A 19,287-nucleotide genomic window follows, 5' to 3' on the forward strand; every position below is an offset into this window, starting at 1 on the left:
TAGTACTTTCTTAAGCACATCCCAGTTTAAGAGCTATTAAATTAAATTTTTGAATAAATAAGGATGGAAGAGAATAACGACAAAATAAACGAGGTAAGTGATCTGATCGATAAGGAACAAGAAATACAGCATCTAAATAACCCAGTTGATATATCTGTTAAGCCTATTGTTAAACAATATCTCGGCACAGTAAAGAAAGTTAAGAAAGAAGGTAACCGTTTTTATTTTTCAGATGGTGATGCTAAAGTAGAGATCCGGGTAGTGAGCGATGAAATTATTCGCGTTCGCCTGGCGCCACATGGTGTATTTTTGGATGATTTTTCTTATGCAGTGCCTGAAGTAGATCAAAAAGTTTCTGTATTTAAAATGCAGGAGCACGAAGATCATTACACCGTATCAACCCATTCGGTTACCTGTAAAATAGAAAAAGCCAATTTTCATGTTTCATTTCATGATAACATTACGAACTTGGTGATGGTTGATGAGGCGAATTCTATGCACTGGGAAGAAAACACCGATTTTGGAGGCTACTATATTTATGCCACGAAAAAATGCCATCCCGAAGAAAACTTCTTTGGCTTAGGTGATAAATCGGGTAATTTCAATTTACGTGGTCGCCGTTTCGAAAACTGGAACACCGATGCTTATTCTTTCGGCTGGAACCAGGATCCACTTTACAGAACAATACCTTTTTACATCGGGCTTCATAATCAGGCTGCGTACGGAATCTTCTTTGATAACACCTTCAAATCGTATTTCGATTTTGGTGGCGAAGATGTTTCTAAAACGAGTTTTTGGGCAGATGGGGGAGAATTGCAATACTATTACATACATGGTCCACATATCATGGATGTGGTTAAACGTTATGCAAGTTTAACGGGTACGCATCCTATGCCTCCAAAATGGACTTTAGGTTACCAACAGTGCCGCTGGAGTTATTACCCTGAGACTAAGGTTAAAGAAATAGCGAAACAATTTAGAGACCGTAAAATCCCATGTGATGCCATTTATTTGGATATCGATTATATGGATGGTTATCGTTGTTTCACCTGGAATAAAAAATATTTCCCCGATCCACGCAGAATGATCAAAGAACTTTCTGATGATGGTTTTAAAACTGTAGTAATGATCGACCCGGGAATTAAGGTGGATGATGATTATTGGGTTTTCAAAGAAGGAAAGGACAATAAATATTTCTGCCGCCGAAGCGATGATTATTTTATGGAAGGCCATGTTTGGCCGGGCCGTTGCCAGTTTCCTGATTTTACAAATCCTAAAGTGCGGAAATGGTGGGGCAAATTATATGAAGAATTAGTTGATATGGGTGTTGCGGGTTTCTGGAACGATATGAACGAACCTGCAGTTTTTGGTTCGGGCACTTTTCCTAACGATGTTCGCCACAATTACGACGGTTACCGTGGCTCGCACCGCAAGGCACACAATGTTTATGGCATGCAAATGGTGCGTTCAACCTACGAAGGTTTGAAAAAGCTGATGCGCAATAAACGTCCTTTTACCATCACCCGAGCTGGTTATTCAGGTATGCAACGCTATGCCAGCGTGTGGACAGGTGATAACATTGCCACTTGGGAACATCTAAAAATTGGTAACATTCAATGCCAACGGTTATCAGTTTCAGGCGTTCCTTTTTGCGGAACCGATATTGGCGGTTTTAGTGGGGAGCCTGATGGCGAATTATTCACCCGCTGGATTCAGTTGGGTACTTTTTCTCCTTTTATGAGAGCACACTCTGCAGGTGATACCGCAGAACGTGAACCTTGGAGCTTTGGCGAATTCTTCGAAGATATCAATAGAAAATTTATTGAGTTGAGGTATCGTTTAATGCCTTACCTGTACTCCGTTTTCTGGGAGCATCACCGTTACGGATTTCCGATTTTGCGTCCATTAGTGATGCTTGAGCAAGAAAATATCAGCAACAGTTTCCGCCAGGATGAATTTTGTTATGGAGATAAATTATTGATTTGTCCTGTTTTAGAGCAGGGGGCAATTTCAAGGAAAGTATATCTTCCAAAAGGAACCTGGTACAATTTCTGGACAAATGAAGTGTTAGACGGTGGCAACGAATACACGGTGGAGGCGAAGATTGATAGCATGCCAATGTTTGTAAGAGCAGGTTCGGTTATTCCAGAGTATCCGGTGATGCAGTATGTGGATGAGAAATCAATCACAGAAGTAACTTTAAATATTTACCAAAGCGATTACGAAGTGAACTCATACATGTATGAAGATCACGGCGATACTTTTGCCTTTGAGCAAGATATTTACTTGGAAAAAAAGTTTACTGTTAAAGCAGATAACCAACTTTTGAAAGTTAATCAACGGATAGAAGGCTTGTATACACCTAATTATGAGTTTTATGCTTGTAATGTAATGGGCGTTAAATTTAAGGTGAAAAAAATTATAGTGGATAATAAAGAGGTAACTGATTTTTATACTGATGATAAAAATGTTCTTCACTTTAAGTGCCTTAAAACATTTGCCGAAATACAGATTCTAAGTCTTTAAATCTTTTAGCCCCAAATGCTGTTTAGTTTTTGGGGCTAATGATTATTTGGGAGTTTTTAACTCCGATCTCACATCTAAATACGTCTAGCCAAAAAGATTATGTCAAAAACAAAGAAAGTTTCAGATACAAAAGCAGCTTTAACAAAAATCGACACCAGTAAATCAGTTTGGGTACACAGTTTGTTTACCGATTATGATATTGATCTTTTCTTGGTCGGAAAGCATTTTAGGTTGTATGAAAAAATGGGTTCTCATCTTGTTGTTCTGGAGAAAACCGCTGGAACTTATTTTGCCGTTTGGGCGCCTAATGCTACAAGAGTAAGTGTTGTTGGAGATTTTAATGATTGGAATAATACGGGTCATCCATTAAGTAAACGGTGGGATAAATCGGGCATTTGGGAAGGTTTTCTTCCTGGCTTGGCAAAAGGCGATGTATATAAATATTTTGTTAAAGGATTTGATGAATCTGAACATTTAAAAGGCGATCCTTATGCCCGTAAATGGGAACATCCGCCCCAAACGGCATCTATTGTGTGGGATACCGATTATACCTGGAAAGATAAATCATGGCTGGCAAAGAGGCCAAAGCTTAATGCACTCGATCAGCCTATCTCGGTTTATGAATTGCATTTAGGCTCTTGGGAACGCGATCCGGGCAATCCTACAAGGGTGTTAACAGCCAGGGAGGTTGCGGGCCGATTGGTTCCATATATTAAGGAAATGGGTTTTACCCATGTAGAGTTAATGCCGGTTATGGAGTTTCCATTCTTTCCAAGTTGGGGATATCAAATAACAGGCTACTTTGGTGCAAGCTCCCGTTACGGAACACCTGAAGATTTGATGTACCTTATTGATGCACTTCACAAAGCGAATATCGCGGTCATTTTAGATTGGGTTCCATCGCACTTTCCTGGAGATAGACATGGCCTTTATGAATTCGACGGAACGCATTTATATGAGCATGCCGATATGCGTAAGGGGTTTCATCCCGATTGGAAATCTTATATTTTTAATTACGACAGGCCCGAAGTGCGCTCATTTTTAATCAGTAACGCGATATTTTGGCTGGATCAGTATCATGCCGACGGATTGCGTGTTGACGCGGTGGCATCGATGTTGTATTTTAACTTCTCTCGTGAGGATGGTGATGCCGCAACAAATGATCAGGGCGGCCCTGAAAACTTCGGCGCAATTAAATTTCTTCAAGATCTTAATGTGGCTGTATATGGTGATTTTGAAGGGGTTCAAACCATTGCCGAAGAAAGTAGCACATATCCTGGCGTTACCCATCCGGTTCATGCGGGTGGTTTAGGTTTCGGTATGAAATGGATGATGGGCTGGATGAATGATACCTTAAAATATTTCAAGGTTGATACGCTGGGTAGAAAGCACCACCATAATCAATTAAGTTTTAGCATGACTTATGCTTTTACCGAAAACTTCATGCTTCCTTTTTCGCATGATGAAGTGGTTCATGGTAAATCGCCTATGCTTTATAAGATGCCTGGAGATGATTGGCAGAAATTCGCCAATTTAAGGGCACTTTACGGCTACATGTTTACCCATCCTGGAGCAAAGTTGCTTTTTATGGGCAATGAGTTTGCAGATACCAATGAATGGAATTTTACTAAATCATTAGATTGGCATTTGCTTCAATATGCACCACATAAAGGGATGCAGGAAACTGTTAAGGCATTAAATTTCCTGTATCGGAAAGAGCCTGCCTTATATCATTTTAATTTTAGTTATGAAGGTTTTCAATGGTTGGATGCCGATAATGCAAGCGAATCGGTTTTTGCATTTATGAGGAAGGGACCAAAGGCGAAAGATACTTTAATAATTGCCTTGAATTTTACCCCTGTAGTAAGGGAAAACTATCGTATCGGTGTGCCTTTTAAAACCAAATGGCAGGAAATATTTAACTCTGACGATATCATCTATTACGGAAGTGGCATCAATAATAGGGGAGATATTGTGCCTAACGCTGTTGGCTATAATCATCAAGAGTATTCGATTGATATTACGCTACCACCGTTGGCTGTTACAATTTTTAAAAGTAAATAGGAGCATCTAAAGCTTTAGATGAAGAAAACGTCTAAATAAGAAAAGCCTTTCATTGCTGAAAAGCTTTCTTAATCCTTGGAGTGGAAGCTTCCAAGGAGGTTGCAAAGATACGATAAGAGCTGATAGTTACAAGTTTATTTCTATAAATAAATATTATAGTTTAAACTTGATGCCGCCGTTGAAGGTTCTACCTTCTGTATGGGTCCAGATGTCGTCGAACGTAGGGTTTAGGTGCGATCCGTTAACTACACTTTTATATCTGCTTTGCCTGGTGTCGGTAAAATTTTCGGCGTTTATAAAAATTGAAAACTTTCCAAAAATCTTTTCGGCCATAAAACCAAACTCCCAAAAAGCGTTGGTTTGCTGGTTATTGTATAAGTATTGTTTATCGGTAAAATAACCTTCTAAACCCATTTTAAAGTTTCCTTCCTTTTCATAAAGTAAGGCCAGGTTAAGTTTATTTTTTGGTAGCAATCTAATATTCTGGATTACGGGTAGATAATCGGCCTTTGCATCGGTAAATGTATAACCGGCAAAAAGTTTAAAATATTCATGGAAAATTATTTTCGCATTGGTTTCAAACCCTAAACTTGTAACAGGTGCTTTGGTATTATCGAAAAAGAAACTGCCGTTTGCTTGTTGAAGTAAAATGGTGGAGTTATTAATTCGGGTATAAAAAAACATTTGATTGAAGCTAATTAGCCAATCGTCACCTATGCTTGTTCTATAATTTACATCGGCTGTCCCACCGTAACTTCTTTCTGCTTTTACATTATTTAGTGCTTGCAGGTTTTGGTATTGGAAAGTTTCTGTTTGCTCTGTAAAAAGGGTAGGCGTTTTATAGCCTAATCCACCGCCAATTCTCGAGCTCCAATGATCATCAAATTTATATAGTGCAGACACACGGGGTAAAATGAAGTTCTCATCTTCACTATAATTGGCGTTAAAGTAGTTAACGAAATCGGCTCGTAAACCGCTTTCCAACTTAAACTTATCCGAAATATCCCAAGTATGTTGTGCATAAACGCCAGCTGTTCTGGTTGTGAAATCCTTTTTAAAAAGCGTTTGGTCTTGCTCATTAAATTTATCATAAACCACATTACCGCCAAAAATTAAACTTTGATCTTTCAAAGTTCTTAAATAACTAATGTCAGTGTACGAGTTATAGTTCACCCCATTAAAATTATAATCGGGAATGGCTATTCCACGTTTAAAATAATTGAAACTAGTTTTTACTTTTAGCAAATCTTTTTCTGCAGTTTGATAGCTGAAATCTAGTGTCGTGGTGTTTCGGATGGTATTATTAGCCTCAAAGTAACGGTGATTCGCATCAACTCCATCGTTTACTACAAAAATGTCCCCTCCAGTTCTTTCACTCTTTGTAAACGCATTGCCAATAACAATGGTGGTTTTATCGCTTGGATAAATAAACAGCTTAGGGTGAATGGTGAAATCACTGGTTTTTGGCAGCTCGGTAAAATCGTCTTTGTCTACATCGTATGCCTTTTGAAAATTACTAAGTGCAAGTAGGCTGTAGCCAATTTTTTTGCTTCTCTGCATGGTAAAAGCTCCAATATTGGTTTGCCCAACGTTCGATTGGTTAAGGATGAAATTGAGATCGGCCTTTTCTCTCGGAGACCGTGATATAAAATTGACCACACCTGCAATTGCACCAGCACCAAAAAGGGTAGAAGATGGACCTTTGATAATTTCAACCTGGGCTAGATCCAGCGGCGGAATTTCTAAGATGCTCAATCCGCTGGCAAAATTTCCAAAACTGGCGTAACCATCTTTTAAAAGTTGGGTGTACCTCCCATCCAAACCCTGGATCCTAATACTGGCATTTGCACTTGTTGCTGAAGTTTGTTGTACTGCAATACCGGTGCTTTCATGCAAAATCATGGACACATTTGCGGGGCGCATGTTGCTTTTCTCGTCTATTTCTTCCAGTTCAATGGTTTCTACTCTGGTAGGCGTATTTTGGATAGTTCTGCTTGTTCTGGTAGAAGATACAATCACCTCTTCGAGTTCCTCCTCAGCTTCTTCCATTAAAATTTCCAATGGTTGATCTTGATTATTAGGGAATAGAAGTGCTAATTGTTGTTCCTGAAAACCGACATTTCTGATAATCAGTGTTTGCTTCCCATTTGGGATATTGTTGAGTACTGCTATGCCATCGGCTGAAGTTTTAGCAACAATAGTGGTGTTTTTTAATAAGATAGTTGCATCACTCAAAGTGCCTTTGGTGTCCTTATTCTTGACTATTATTTTAAATGAATTCTGTGCATAAGCAGTTGTAATGCACAAAACTGTGCAGAACAATAAAATTATTTTTCGCATTGATGTATTGTAAAATTGAATAAATGGATGTAGTCCTGAATTCAACGGTTACCCGTTAAAGTGATTATTCAATTTTGGCGGTTGCCAGATATTTTGTACGTAGCTGGAAATGAAATTACTGTTGTAAGCGTTTGACTCTTTTTTCGGAATTGATCTTTTCAGTATTTTTGGAATAGAAATCGGAACGTTTGCTATCAAAAGCTGACCACAACAATTGCAGGTACATAATGGAGAGCAATTATCTTGCTCAGTTATGCCTTTAGATTTTTCTATACTGGCGCTCGATATTTCAGAATGACTAACCATAGCCATAACATCCTCACAATTGATGCAGGATAAACTGATGATTATAAAGCTTAATAAGTAGATTAAGATCTTCATTCCATGCAAAGGTACAAATCATCTCTAAATACTTCTGGATTTTAATTTGTTTTAAATTTAGTAACAAATAATGCGCTCCATTCAACGAAAAATTTACTCGTTTTGGTTGTATTCCAACCAGTTGTTTGATTCTCTGGGCAGCAAAGAACAATATAGGCATCACTGTGTTATCAGTTTATTAGCCCTACAAAATGCAGTTGTCAACCACGGAAATTCAGGATTGCGAATCAGATCAAATCTTCAAAGTTTGGTTATCCGATGAAGTGGCATTCTCAGATCAGTTAAGAGCAAAAGAAGATGGTGCATTTAAGATGCTCTATCATAAATATGCTTCTGCTATTTACGGCAATATACTCAGAGCTTGTGTCGATCAAGACAAGGCAGCGGTGGTTTTGGAAAATGTTTTTATTGAAGTTTGGTATTCAATCCCGGCTTATGATGAAAACAAGATCAAGCTGTTTACTTGGATAAATCAAATTGCAGCAAAACATATCAATCTTTCAAAAGCTAACTCTTAGTTAAAGCTTATCAAAGCTGTCCAAAATAATAATGTTGAACAAAATTAAATAAACTTCTCAACTCCCCAACTTTTTTGCTTGATCCTCAATCTGTTCTTGTTTATAATCCTAAACGATTATTACAACTATTGTCTGTTGAAAAAAAAATAATCAGCTATCTGGAATTTGCTGTAAAAGAAAAAGGAGACCTCATCCAAGCGTCTCCTTTTTTTCTAACCAAATATAAACCTGTTATGAGCCAGGCTTTGTCTTGAATCCTATTCGAAACTTAAGTTTCAGTAAGGATGTTTTTATCTTTTTTATTGTAAACAAACATCGTTCCGTTTATTACTCTACAAATATAGTAAAAAAATTCATAGTGTAAAAAATACACTAACAAATTTTTAAATATTTTTTTTGTCATTTTTTATTTACAATTGATTTTTTGAAAGATTGAGGCTTTAAAAACGACTTAAATGCAAATATAAGCTGAAATTATGTTAAGTAATTGTTAAATCGTGATTTTTTCAATTTTTTTAAGCTATCAAATTGTTAATTAAAGGTTAAAAATTAAGGATGAGCGAATTTTTTGGCCTTTTTATAGTGTATTCTTCATTTTTAAACGGAATAATAGGCTAGAAAAAATTTTATTAGCTAAAATTCGGGCAAAATAATTTTAATTTTATTAGTGAAATATTTTTTTATATAGAAAAAGCGGCTAATGTTTGAGACATTGCCGCTTTCCTAATTTTAATATTTATTTAAATTTATTTCAAGCTACCGTAGTATTCCACGAATTTAGCCAGGGCTGATGAATATCCCCATTCGTTATCGTACCAAGAAACAACTTTAACAAAGTTATCATTCAATGAAATACCAGCTTTTGCATCGAAAATAGAAGCATGATCATCGCCAATAAAATCTGATGATACCACTTCGTCTTCAGTATAGGCCAATACACCTTTTAATTCACCTTCAGAAGCTGCTTTCATAGCTGCCTTAATTTGCTCATAAGTTGCTGGTTTTTCTAAACGTGCTGTTAAGTCAACAACAGAAACATCGGCAACAGGAACACGGAATGACATACCGGTAAGTTTTCCTTTTAACTCAGGAAGTACCATACCTACTGCTTTTGCAGCGCCGGTTGATGAAGGGATGATGTTTGAGAAACCACCACGGCCACCTCTCCAGTCTTTAGCAGAAGGACCATCAACAGTTTTTTGCGTTGCGGTAACTGCATGGATCGTGCTCATTAAACCTTCTACAATACCGAAGTTATCATTTAAAACTTTAGCAATTGGCGCTAAACAGTTTGTAGTACATGATGCGTTTGAAACGATAGTTTGATCTGCAGTTAATTTATGGTGGTTAACGCCCATTACATAAGTAGGGATATCAGCATCTTTAGCTGGTGCAGAGAAAACAACTTTTTTAGCACCTGCAGCGATGTGTTTTTCAGCATCTGCACGTGTTAAAAATAGGCCAGTAGATTCAATTACTACTTCAACACCTACAGCATCCCATTTCAAATCAGCTGGATTTCTTTCTGCTGTTACACGGATTGTTTTTCCATTAACAACTAAATTTCCATCAACAACTTCAATTGTTCCGTCAAACTTGCCATGAGTTGAATCATATTTTAACATATAAGCCATGTAATCTGGCTCAATTAAATCGTTAATTGCTACAATATCTAATCCTCTTTTAAGGGCAGCTCTGAAAACCAGTCTGCCGATACGGCCAAAGCCGTTTATTCCAATTTTGCTCATTGTTTTGTTAATTAGTGTAATGTTTTAATAAATTTAGTATTGGTTCTTTAATAATCGTTTTTATTTTAATCTGATGCTTCGCTGCGGTAAGTAGCAATCTGTCTTCTAATTCTGCAGCAACTTTACCCACAAAATGGATATCTTCTTTTCCATATTTTTCTACCGTCGGTAAAATGTAGGTTTGAAAATATTTTTCAAATCCATTATCAATTAGCTTAATAATATATTCATGTTCAATATTTTGAGTGAAAAAATCAAAAAATGAAGTTAGAAAAATATTCGCATGTGGCTTATTGTATATTCTTTCTAATATCTGAGGGCGATCTAAATTGTAGTTTCCAATAAATTTTGCTTCCAAATCACCTGGCAATTTCTGACTCAAGAAATCTTTCAGAAGCATTTTTCCAAAATAATTTGATGACCCTTCGTCTCCAAGGATGTAGCCTAATCCAAAATTATTCATTATTGGTTTTTTGCCATCAAAAAAAGCACAATGTGAGCCGCTGCCCAACATCCCAACAATTCCTGGCTTATCATAGCATGCAGCTTTTGCCGCACCGAATAGGTCATCCTCAACAAAAACTTTACTATACCTAAAAAATGAAGATAAAGTTTTTGAGAGTTCTTCTTTACGACCAGGCGATGAAGCACCAGCGGCAAAGAAATAAATTTTCTTTATGTTTTCAGCGTTGTTAACTAAAACTACCTTTTTATTCAAAATCTGCAGCAGCATTTTCGAATCTACAAAAGTTGGATTAATACCAGCGGTATTGCAATGTCCTACAATCTGCCCATTTTGGGTTAATTTCCAAAATGCTGTTCTCGATCCACTGTAAACTACTGCTATCATGATTATATAGATAAAACTTCAGTCATTTCCATTAAATCTGGTTCCAGTTTGAAGCTGTGTGCTGTTAAAGCTTCCGCAATGCTGGTTAATTTTATTTCATTGCCTTTTAAGCCAACCATTTGCTCTGTTTGTCCAGCAATCAAGGCGTTAACTGCTGCAAATCCCAGTCTACTGCCCAAAATCCTATCAAAACTACTTGGACTTCCGCCACGTTGCAAATGGCCGAGGATGGTTACTTTGGTATCGTAATGATCAAAAGTTTCCTTCACCTTCTTGGCAATATCGTAAGCACCACCTTGCTTGTGACCCTCGGCAACAATAACAATACTCGATGATTTTTTTGTTGCAGCGCCCAAAGCGAGTTTATCAATTAATTCGGTTACGCTGGTTTCTCTCTCTGGTAATAAAACCGCTTCTGCACCACTGGCTATCGAGCTTCTTAAAGCAATACAGCCGGAATCTCTTCCCATTACTTCGATAAAAAATAAACGATCATGAGCATCTGCAGTATCCCGAATTTTATCTATTGCTTCAATAACGGTATTAATGGCGGTATCATACCCCAGTGTAAAATCCGAACCCACTAAATCGTTATCAATAGTGCCAGGGATACCGATTACTTTAACGCCGAAAGTTTCTGAAAACCTCTTAGCACCAGTGAAGGTTCCATCGCCGCCAATAACCACTAATCCATCGATATTATTTTTCTTTAAGTTATTATAGGCTATTTGTTGTCCTTCATCAGTTTTAAATTCAAGGCAACGTGCGGTCTTTAAAATCGTTCCGCCCAAGTGTAAAATATTGCTTACAGATCGGGCATCCATTGGTTTTATATTATCGGTTATCAGTCCTTGATATCCTTGCATAACACCAAACATGTTAATGCCATGATATATTCCGGTACGAACAACAGCTCTGATTGCGGCATTCATTCCTGGGGCATCGCCACCAGAAGTAAGTACAGCTATATTTTTAATATTTGGCTCCATCTATGATACGAATATAGTGTGTAATTTTTACACTAAGTAATTTTTTTTATTTTTTTTACTTAATATTGAAAGTCATACCTTTATCTGCTTAAAATAACTAAATTTTACCTTGGAACAAATTTTACCTCATTTAGATTCAGTATTCTCGATAGATTGCGTTTTGTTTGGATTTGATGGAAAGGAATTAAAAATCCTTCTCATTGAAAGGAATGAAGAACCATTTAAAGATTGGTGGGCACTGCCCGGTAACATTGTTGGTGCCGATGAAAGTTTAGATCAATCAGCCTCTAGAATTTTATATGAACTTACCGGTCTCCGTGGCATTTATATGGAGCAATATTATGCTTTTGGCGATCCTAATAGGCACCCGCAGGGTAGGGTAATTACTTTGGCGTATTATGCTTTGATCCGTTTGGGGGGCGATAAAGAACTTCGTCCCATCAGTACTTATGCAAAAAGGGCAAACTGGTTACCCATTACTGATTTGCCAAAACTAGCTTTCGATCACCAAAAGATCTATGATAAAGGTTTAGAAAAAATTAAACGGAGAATTAAACATCAACCAATTGCTTTCGAGCTTTTGCCAGAAAAGTTTACGCTGACGCAACTGCAGCATGTTTATGAGCTGATATTGGGTAAAAAGCTTGATAAAAGAAATTTCAGAAAAAAAATTGTAAGTTTTGGTGTTTTAAAAGAATTGGATGAAAAACAAAAAGGGGTTTCATACCGAGCAGCTACTTTGTATCGTTTTGATAAAAGAAAGTACGCTAAACTTTTTGGTAAGGAGATTTCTTTTTAAGTTAAGAGTTGAAAGACAAAGTGTCAATAAAGAGCTCTTAACAAATAAGCCAGATTTGAAATTTCAAATCTGGCTTATTTGTTTTATAAAGATTGACTCTCGAGTCTGAACTCAAGACTCCCAACTCCAAACTATTTCTTTGGAGCTAACTCTAAGTGATAATGCACTAAATCATCTATAGGAGAGCGAATGATTTTTCCAACACCCATTTCGTATCTATCAGCTACAATACTTAAAATATCACGGAAACTATAACCTACTGATCCTACGCAGTTCAATTTGTGATCTTTATAGTTTGGATAGTGAATAACCAACGCCTCAAAAAACGAGGTAAAAGCATAATCGATTGTGCTAAATGCATAATCTTCATAATTATCTTTAAAATCGTATAAGAATTTACTAAAGCTAGCGCAGAAACGATTTGGCAAGGGCCTGTTGTAGATATTATCGAAAATATCCTCGTTTGTTAAAGCATAATTATCGTAAAATGCTTCACGCAATCCTTTCGGCATATACCCTTTCATGTAATCGCTCAAAATGCGTTTACCGATAAAAGAACCACTTCCCTCATCACCTAAAAAGTAACCTAGTGAATCGATGTTCAACGTAATGTCTGTTCCATCGTATAGACATGAATTGGTTCCTGTACCTAAAATAGCAGCAAATCCCGGCTCGTTTCCAAGAAGTGCTCTGCAAGAAGCAAGCAAATCATGACCAACGAAAATCTCGGCATTAGTAAAAACCTGTTTCATGGCATCAGCCACAATTTTTACATTGCCCGGGGTAGAACATCCAGCACCATAATAGTAAACTCCTGTTAATTTTTCTCTTTCCAAGTGGTCTGGAAGAGTTTCATTCAAAGACTTAACAATGTATTCTCCTTTGGAAAAATATGGATTGTAACCCTCGGTGTTAAAGTAAATTTTTCTGCCGGCCTCGTTAATCAAGCACCAATTTGTTTTGGTTGATCCACCGTCTGCAATTACTATCATTTTATTTATTTTTGGTTTTAGCACGATAAAAGTATAAAAACTCTTATATTTTGTATCTTTTTTTTTAATAATTTTTTAACAATTTGATGTTGGTTAAAATTAAGTGTGTAAAAAATACACTATATACATCGCTTGATGGGCTAAAAACCTTAAAATTATACCAGAAAAGGCATTGGTCTTTTTTTATAACCGTAAAAAATATTTACATTTCATACAAAAATGAAAAGCAGATTTTTAGATTTTAGAAGTGATACAGTAACAAAGCCAACTGCCGGAATGCTAGAGGCGATGATGAGCGCCAAAGTTGGCGACGACGTTTTCGGGGAAGATGAAACGGTAGCCGCACTCGAGCAGAAATTGGCATTGATGTTTAATATGGAGGCAGGCTTATTCTGTCCATCCGGAACAATGACCAATCAAATTGCTATTAAATGTTTTACGCAACCTATGGATGAAGTGATTTGTGATCAAACCGCTCACGTTTATCGATACGAGATTGGTGGCATTGCCTATCATTCGGGCGCATCTGTGAGGTTACTTTATGGCGATCGCGGGATTCTTACGCCTGAATTGATTGAGCCAGAAATTAACGAAGATAATATTCATTACCCAAATTCGAGCCTGGTGGTTCTGGAAAATACGGTCAATAAGGGAGGCGGGAAATGCTATACTTTGGATCAAATTGCGCCGATCCATCACTTATGTAACATAAAAGGACTAAAACTACATTTAGATGGTGCCCGGGTTTTCAATGCGCTCGTAGCCACCGGCGACAAGGCGAGTGCCTATGGAAAATATTTTGACGGAATCTCAATTTGTTTATCAAAAGGGTTGGGTGCGCCTGTAGGGTCAGTATTATTGGGATCACAAGATATGATTACCAAAGCCCGGAAAATCAGAAAAGCTTTTGGTGGAGGTATGCGTCAGGCAGGGTTTTTAGCTGCTGCAGGTATTTATGCGCTTGATCATCATGTAGAAAGATTGAAGGAAGATCATGCTCATGCAAAAGCATTGGCGGTTGCCTTGGCACGAACCGGTTTCGTTAATTCGATTATGCCGGTAGAAACCAATATTTTGATTTTCGAGGTAGCGAAAGGAACGGCTCAAAAAATCGTTGATCAGCTGCAAGAAAAAGGCCTTCACTGCAATACCACAAGTGCAAGCACCATCAGGTTGGTTACACATTTGGGCCTTAATCAATCGATGATTGATGAGGCTATCGAAATAATTTTACATTTGTAATAACAGATTGATTTTTCTTTAAGGATACTAAAAAATAACTTAATAAATTCTAGCCAGATGTCGATACCAGATAAAAAACAGCTTAAAATATCCAAACTCCTTATCGCCAATCGCGGTGAAATTGCCTTGAGAATCATGCGTTCGGCAAAAGAAATGGGTATCCAAACGGTTGCTGTTTTTTCAGAAGCTGATCGCAATTCATTGCATGTTCGCTATGCAGATGAAGCAATTTTTATCGGACCTGCACCTTCTAACCAGAGCTATTTGGTAGGTGAAAAAATTATCCAGGCTTGTAAAGAAACAGGAGCTGATGCCATTCATCCTGGTTATGGTTTTCTTTCTGAAAATGCAAGTTTTGCACAACAGGTTGCCGAGGCGGGGTTAATATTGGTTGGCCCTTCGGCGAAAGCGATGGAAATTATGGGAAACAAGTTATCGGCAAAGGCGGCAGCGCTTAAGTATAATATTCCAATGGTTCCTGGTACAGAAGAGGCCATAAAAGACGTTTCGGAGGCTAAAGCAAGAGCTGTTGAGGTTGGTTTTCCGATTTTAATAAAAGCTGCTGCGGGTGGAGGGGGCAAAGGCATGCGAATTGTAGAATCTGTAGATGCTTTCGAAGAACAAATGCAGGTGGCCGTAAGTGAAGCTACCTCAGCTTTTGGAGATGGAGCAGTTTTTATAGAAAGATATGTTACCTCACCAAGGCATATCGAAATTCAAGTATTGGGCGATGAGCATGGTAATATTGTTCATCTTTTCGAACGTGAGTGCTCAGTTCAAAGGAGACATCAGAAGGTGGTAGAAGAAGCACCGTCATCCGTGCTAACTGCTGAAATTAGAGAAAGGATGGGCAAGTGTGCGGTTGACGTAGCTCGATCTGTAAATTATACCGGTGCAGGAACGGTTGAATTTATTCTGGATGAAAACCTCGATTTTTTCTTCTTGGAAATGAATACCCGCTTGCAAGTAGAGCATCCGGTTACAGAATTGATCACTGGAATAGATTTAGTAAAAGAACAGATAAAAATCGCCTCGGGCGAAGCCCTTAGTTTTAATCAGGAAGATTTAACAATAAACGGTCATGCAGTTGAATTGCGCGTTTATGCCGAAGATCCTAATAATAATTTCTTACCAGATATTGGTACGTTGCAAATGTACAAAACGCCGAAAGGCAATGGCGTAAGGGTAGATGATGGCTTTGAGCAAGGCATGGAAATACCTATCTATTACGATCCTATGATTGCAAAACTAATTACTTTTGGAAAAGATAGGGAAGAAGCTATCCAAAGAATGATCAGGGCAATTGACGAATATGATATTACTGGGATTGAAACTACTTTGGGTTTTGGTAAATTTGTGATGCAGCATGAAGCGTTTAGAACTGGAGATTTTGATACTCATTTTGTTGGCAAATACTTTAATGCCGAAAGCCTGAAAAGCGCCGACGAGACAGAAGCTTTGATAGCGGCCCTGGTTGCAGTTAGGCTTTTTGATAATAAGAAAGAGGCTGAAAAGTTGCATAGCACAGTTGCAGAACCCTCCAATTGGAGAAAAAATAGAATTAAACTTTAAGTAATGTTTACTGGAATTATAGAAAACCTGGGCGAAGTAAAAGCCATCAAAACCGATCATACTAATATTCATTTCACTATTTCTTCGGCTATTAGCCACGAGCTTAAAATTGACCAGAGCGTAGCACACAATGGGGTTTGTCTTACCGTTGTAGGCTTAACAGAAGATACACATACTGTTACTGCAATTGATGAAACTTTAAGTAAAACCAACCTCGGTTATCTAAAGGTAGGGAGTAAAATTAACCTGGAGCGTTGCATGCAAATGAACGCCCGTTTGGATGGGCATATTGTTCAAGGCCATGTAGATCAGACTGCCGTTTGCGTGAAAAGGGAAGAATTGGATGGCAGTTGGGAGTATCGTTTTAAATATGATGCATCAGCTGGAAACGTTACGGTTGAAAAAGGTTCTGCCTGCGTAAATGGCATCAGCTTAACGGTTGTCAACTCCCAAGCTGATGAGTTTTCGGTTTTCATCATTCCCTATACTTTTGAGCATACCAATTTACATCAAGTTGAAGTGGGCGATACCGTAAATTTAGAGTTCGATATTATTGGTAAATATGTAGCCCGTTTAATGAATAAATAATTACGAACTTTTATAACATGTATAGTAAAGAGGAAGCGGCGAGGTTAAGGCAACAATTTTGGATCAGCTTTGGGCAGTATATGAAACCTGTTCCGTCGGCAAGCGGATCAACTGTACATTGGGTGAATTACAAAACTGGTGTAAAAAACATCTTTTTCAAAATGGATGTGACCAACAAACAGGCGATTATTGCCATTCAGCTTACTCATTCCGATCCTGATATCAGGCATTTGATTTTCGAACAGTTTGAAGAATTTAAGCTTATGTTTACTAATATCATGAATGAAGAATGGGATTGGGCAAAGGATTCTACCGACGATTATGGCAGAACAGTAAGTCAAATTTATACTTCGTTAGCCGCTGTAAGTGTTTTCAACCAACAGCATTGGCCAGATCTTATATCATTCTTTAAACCTCGTATTATTGCTTTAGATGAATTTTGGGATCATGTAAAGCCGGTCTTCGAAGATCTTATTTAGTTAAATCCATTTGCTCAATCCTTGCCTGTGCAAATTTAATCTCCTGCTCGTCTATCTTAACATCGGGTTTGCTTTTTAAATAAAGTTTATAATAATTTTTGGCGGTTTTAAACTGTTTTAATTTTGTATCATAAAGTATCGCAAGGCGATAATACAAAGTAGGGTGGGTATCAAAAAAAAGTCCCTTTTTATAAGCAACATTTGCCAATGAGTATTGCTGGTTCTCTTCGTAAGCCAAACCCAATAGTGCGTAATAGTTAGGAATATTGGGCGAAATGCCCTCCTCAATTGTTTTCTTCGCATACATTGCTGCCATTTTAAAGTTTTTTAAATAGCGATAACATAGAGTTGTATAATATAAAGTATTTTCATTCTGCATCTGCATTTTCTCCAATTGGGTAAACAACGCAATTGCTTTATCATATTTTTTTGTGAAGTAGTAAGCTTTTGCTACATCTTTTATCACTGCAGCGTCCGGGCCAATCTTTAATAGTGCTTCGCCAGCAACAATTACTTCATCATATTTCTTCAGATAATTAGCTATCGGCAGTTTTGTTCTCTGTAAAACAAAATTTTCACTATCGGCTTCAATAGCAACATTTAAAACATCGTAAGCTTTTCCATAATCTTGATATAAGGCATGAACTTCTGCCAGATCTACGGCAACATCGCCGTCATTAGGCATAAGTTTATTTGCCTTTAGTAAATAAACACGCTTTAAGGAGTCTTTATTGGAGTTATACAGGTTTGCCAAAAGCTTGTAAACGATAAAATTATTGCTATCAATTTTCACAATTTCGCCATAATACTGTTTTGCTTTATCGGTATTGCCTCTTCGGTTATTAATGCTGGCCAAATTAAAAAGGATAGGCAAACTTTTAGCTTGTAGCGAATTGGCCTTCAAATAATATTTTTCTGCGTCTACATTATTACCTGCCATTAAAAAACAATAACCCATTTGAGTTAAAGCTTTTAAGTCATCGGTATTTTCTCCGTAATTCTGTTTGAGGTATTCCGCAGCTTCTGCATAACGCTGATTTTGATAGAAATCGAATAGTTTGTCTTTATCTAACGCTAGTTGTTGGCCGAAAGTAAAGATGTTACATATCAATCCCACAGCAACCAAAGTGAATTTTTTCATACTCGAAAAGTTTTAAACTAATTTATTAGTTGTTTTTTGTAATTCCAAATAAATTGAATAAAAACAAAATGGACAGGTATGGGTTTATTAGGAAACAGTATAAAATCAAAAGCTATGAATACTTTAAAGAAGTTTGAATTAATGGAAAAGATTGTGCGTGAACTTGAGGATTTACAAAATTCGCAACAGGCACTTATTCAAAAGATTGGTAAAATTGAAGTTGATAATATTGAACTTGGCGATACAAGGTTAGAAAAAGATGCTGGCGATATGCATCAAAGACTGGCAGACAATTTGGATACTATTGTATCTATTTTAGACTATTTTGCTAACAACACAGAAAATTTTGGCAATAAAAACAATGTTGATGCTTTGAAAGAACAAGAAGCTATTAACAACGCAACAAGCTAAGAACTCTAAATCATCCCTATTATGAAATTTTTATCTTTAACAGCAGCATTCTTATTGGTTTGCTTTTTTGCAAGTGCGCAAATTTTACCCTCATTTCAGTTTGGTTTAAAAGCAGGAGCTAACTTCTCCAAGTTTGATTCGGAGAATACTTTTAGCAGTGATAACCGTGCTGGATTTTACGGAGGAGTTTGGGCCAGGATTGGTGCAGCGGGAATCCATTTTCAACCAGAACTGTATTTATCCGGCAAGAAAGCTGATTTAATTAGCGATGCAACGGGAGAGGTAAATAAAGTTCGCTTCACAAGTTTAGATGTGCCTTTGTTGGTAGGCACAAAGTTCGGCGCTGCTGGTATCGGCGTTAGATTAAATACCGGGCCAATGTTCTCTTTAATTATTGATGAAAACCAGAGTTTCGGGCAAGCTGCGGGGAGCGTATTTAGAGCCGATTTTAAAAACCAGGCTTTGGCTTGGCAATTTGGGGCGGGAGTAGATATAAAGAAGCTTAGTTTGGAAGCAAGGTACGAACTTGGTTTGTCAAAAATTAACAAATCAGGTTATCCAGGAACGAAATTAAATTTGTTTACTGTAGGCCTTGGTTACAGATTATTCTAGAAAAAAGCATCCCATGTAAGAAAGCAAATCGAAAG

17 protein-coding genes are annotated in these 19,287 nt (G+C 37.4%); 10 read left to right on the forward strand and 7 right to left on the reverse strand.

Translation table 11 applies throughout. From position 1 onward, the window contains the following. Window positions 1-63 precede the first annotated feature (63 nt). Window positions 64-2,526 carry a glycoside hydrolase family 31 protein gene (locus AC3ITD_RS01395; protein ID WP_265798234.1) on the forward strand — a complete coding sequence of 821 codons (2,463 nt, stop codon included), beginning with the start codon at window positions 64-66 and terminating at the stop codon, window positions 2,524-2,526. 99 nt (window positions 2,527-2,625) lie between these two features. Then, window positions 2,626-4,590: a 1,4-alpha-glucan branching protein GlgB gene (glgB, locus tag AC3ITD_RS01400; protein WP_489363393.1), complete on the forward strand. Its 1,965-nt coding sequence runs from the start codon at window positions 2,626-2,628 to the stop codon at window positions 4,588-4,590. Window positions 4,591-4,743: 153 nt separating this feature from the next. Here the strand turns inward: glgB and AC3ITD_RS01405 are convergent, their stop codons facing one another. Beyond that, window positions 4,744-6,930 (reverse strand): TonB-dependent receptor, encoded by a 2,187-nt coding sequence (locus tag AC3ITD_RS01405; protein ID WP_489363395.1) that lies wholly within the window; start codon window positions 6,928-6,930, stop codon window positions 4,744-4,746. A 48-nt stretch (window positions 6,931-6,978) separates the two neighbouring features. Further along, complete coding sequence (locus AC3ITD_RS01410) at window positions 6,979-7,311, reverse strand: DUF6660 family protein (RefSeq protein WP_416338744.1); 333 nt, start codon at window positions 7,309-7,311, stop codon at window positions 6,979-6,981. Window positions 7,312-7,502: 191 nt separating this feature from the next. Here AC3ITD_RS01410 and AC3ITD_RS01415 point away from each other — a divergent pair, with 191 nt between their 5' ends. After that, complete coding sequence (locus AC3ITD_RS01415; RefSeq protein ID WP_489363397.1) at window positions 7,503-7,829, forward strand: RNA polymerase sigma factor; 327 nt, start codon at window positions 7,503-7,505, stop codon at window positions 7,827-7,829. Between the two features lie 746 nt (window positions 7,830-8,575). Here AC3ITD_RS01415 and gap read toward each other — a convergent pair. The 3 genes from gap to pfkA form a co-directional block, all read right to left on the reverse strand. After that, complete coding sequence (gene gap, locus AC3ITD_RS01420; RefSeq protein ID WP_056851723.1) at window positions 8,576-9,577, reverse strand: type I glyceraldehyde-3-phosphate dehydrogenase; 1,002 nt, start codon at window positions 9,575-9,577, stop codon at window positions 8,576-8,578. A gap of 7 nt (window positions 9,578-9,584) precedes the next feature. Further along, window positions 9,585-10,295: a hypothetical protein gene (locus AC3ITD_RS01425; protein WP_489363399.1), complete on the reverse strand. Its 711-nt coding sequence runs from the start codon at window positions 10,293-10,295 to the stop codon at window positions 9,585-9,587. A gap of 134 nt (window positions 10,296-10,429) precedes the next feature. Then, window positions 10,430-11,416 carry a 6-phosphofructokinase gene (gene pfkA / locus AC3ITD_RS01430; RefSeq protein ID WP_265798239.1) on the reverse strand — a complete coding sequence of 329 codons (987 nt, stop codon included), beginning with the start codon at window positions 11,414-11,416 and terminating at the stop codon, window positions 10,430-10,432. A gap of 109 nt (window positions 11,417-11,525) precedes the next feature. Between pfkA and AC3ITD_RS01435 the strand changes: the two genes are divergently transcribed. Beyond that, the gene (locus tag AC3ITD_RS01435) at window positions 11,526-12,215 is read left to right on the forward strand and encodes an NUDIX hydrolase (RefSeq protein WP_265798240.1); all 690 of its coding nucleotides are present in this window, start codon (window positions 11,526-11,528) and stop codon (window positions 12,213-12,215) included. Window positions 12,216-12,346: 131 nt separating this feature from the next. On the opposite strand, the gene AC3ITD_RS01440 is transcribed toward AC3ITD_RS01435, so the two are convergent. Next, window positions 12,347-13,207 (reverse strand): N-acetylglucosamine kinase, encoded by an 861-nt coding sequence (locus tag AC3ITD_RS01440; protein WP_265798241.1) that lies wholly within the window; start codon window positions 13,205-13,207, stop codon window positions 12,347-12,349. 219 nt (window positions 13,208-13,426) lie between these two features. Between AC3ITD_RS01440 and AC3ITD_RS01445 the strand changes: the two genes are divergently transcribed. Genes AC3ITD_RS01445 through AC3ITD_RS01460 form a run of 4 tightly spaced genes read left to right on the forward strand, consistent with a single transcriptional unit; the run spans window position 13,427 to window position 17,088 of the window. Then, entirely contained in the window at window positions 13,427-14,449 is a 1,023-nt protein-coding gene (locus AC3ITD_RS01445; protein ID WP_489363403.1) for a threonine aldolase family protein, read from the forward strand. A gap of 57 nt (window positions 14,450-14,506) precedes the next feature. Then, window positions 14,507-16,021: an acetyl-CoA carboxylase biotin carboxylase subunit gene (gene accC, locus AC3ITD_RS01450; RefSeq protein WP_489363405.1), complete on the forward strand. Its 1,515-nt coding sequence runs from the start codon at window positions 14,507-14,509 to the stop codon at window positions 16,019-16,021. Between the two features lie 3 nt (window positions 16,022-16,024). Further along, window positions 16,025-16,609, forward strand: coding sequence for a riboflavin synthase (locus AC3ITD_RS01455; protein ID WP_265798244.1), 585 nt, complete (start codon window positions 16,025-16,027; stop codon window positions 16,607-16,609). A 17-nt stretch (window positions 16,610-16,626) separates the two neighbouring features. Then, a complete protein-coding gene (locus AC3ITD_RS01460; protein WP_265798245.1) occupies window positions 16,627-17,088 on the forward strand; it encodes a DUF4268 domain-containing protein in 462 nt (153 codons plus the stop codon). Here the strand turns inward: AC3ITD_RS01460 and AC3ITD_RS01465 are convergent. Beyond that, window positions 17,081-18,229 (reverse strand): tetratricopeptide repeat protein, encoded by a 1,149-nt coding sequence (locus tag AC3ITD_RS01465; RefSeq protein ID WP_489363408.1) that lies wholly within the window; start codon window positions 18,227-18,229, stop codon window positions 17,081-17,083. The two genes, AC3ITD_RS01460 and AC3ITD_RS01465, sit on opposite strands and share 8 nt — an antisense overlap. A 114-nt stretch (window positions 18,230-18,343) precedes the next feature. Between AC3ITD_RS01465 and AC3ITD_RS01470 the strand changes: the two genes are divergently transcribed. Both AC3ITD_RS01470 and AC3ITD_RS01475 read left to right on the forward strand, forming a co-directional pair. Further along, window positions 18,344-18,640 (forward strand): hypothetical protein, encoded by a 297-nt coding sequence (locus AC3ITD_RS01470; protein WP_265798391.1) that lies wholly within the window; start codon window positions 18,344-18,346, stop codon window positions 18,638-18,640. Window positions 18,641-18,661: 21 nt separating this feature from the next. Beyond that, on the forward strand, window positions 18,662-19,252 hold the full coding sequence (locus tag AC3ITD_RS01475) for a porin family protein (RefSeq protein WP_265798247.1): 591 nt from the start codon (window positions 18,662-18,664) through the stop codon (window positions 19,250-19,252). Window positions 19,253-19,287: the final 35 nt, after the last annotated feature.

It is taken from the genome of Pedobacter sp. KH_004, assembly GCF_057840755.1.

Excerpts from the sequence above, each read along its gene's own strand:
- AC3ITD_RS01395 (WP_265798234.1), top strand. The coding sequence starts at position 64 with ATGGAAGAGAATAACGACAAAATAAACGAGGTAAGTGATCTGATCGAT.
- glgB (WP_489363393.1), top strand. The coding sequence starts at position 2,626 with ATGTCAAAAACAAAGAAAGTTTCAGATACAAAAGCAGCTTTAACAAAA.
- AC3ITD_RS01405 (WP_489363395.1), bottom strand. The coding sequence starts at position 6,930 with ATGCGAAAAATAATTTTATTGTTCTGCACAGTTTTGTGCATTACAACT.
- AC3ITD_RS01410 (WP_416338744.1), bottom strand. The coding sequence starts at position 7,311 with ATGAAGATCTTAATCTACTTATTAAGCTTTATAATCATCAGTTTATCC.
- AC3ITD_RS01415 (WP_489363397.1), top strand. The coding sequence starts at position 7,503 with ATGCAGTTGTCAACCACGGAAATTCAGGATTGCGAATCAGATCAAATC.
- gap (WP_056851723.1), bottom strand. The coding sequence starts at position 9,577 with ATGAGCAAAATTGGAATAAACGGCTTTGGCCGTATCGGCAGACTGGTT.
- pfkA (WP_265798239.1), bottom strand. The coding sequence starts at position 11,416 with ATGGAGCCAAATATTAAAAATATAGCTGTACTTACTTCTGGTGGCGAT.
- AC3ITD_RS01440 (WP_265798241.1), bottom strand. The coding sequence starts at position 13,207 with ATGATAGTAATTGCAGACGGTGGATCAACCAAAACAAATTGGTGCTTG.
- AC3ITD_RS01445 (WP_489363403.1), top strand. The coding sequence starts at position 13,427 with ATGAAAAGCAGATTTTTAGATTTTAGAAGTGATACAGTAACAAAGCCA.
- accC (WP_489363405.1), top strand. The coding sequence starts at position 14,507 with ATGTCGATACCAGATAAAAAACAGCTTAAAATATCCAAACTCCTTATC.
- AC3ITD_RS01455 (WP_265798244.1), top strand. The coding sequence starts at position 16,025 with ATGTTTACTGGAATTATAGAAAACCTGGGCGAAGTAAAAGCCATCAAA.
- AC3ITD_RS01460 (WP_265798245.1), top strand. The coding sequence starts at position 16,627 with ATGTATAGTAAAGAGGAAGCGGCGAGGTTAAGGCAACAATTTTGGATC.
- AC3ITD_RS01465 (WP_489363408.1), bottom strand. The coding sequence starts at position 18,229 with ATGAAAAAATTCACTTTGGTTGCTGTGGGATTGATATGTAACATCTTT.
- AC3ITD_RS01470 (WP_265798391.1), top strand. The coding sequence starts at position 18,344 with ATGAATACTTTAAAGAAGTTTGAATTAATGGAAAAGATTGTGCGTGAA.
- AC3ITD_RS01475 (WP_265798247.1), top strand. The coding sequence starts at position 18,662 with ATGAAATTTTTATCTTTAACAGCAGCATTCTTATTGGTTTGCTTTTTT.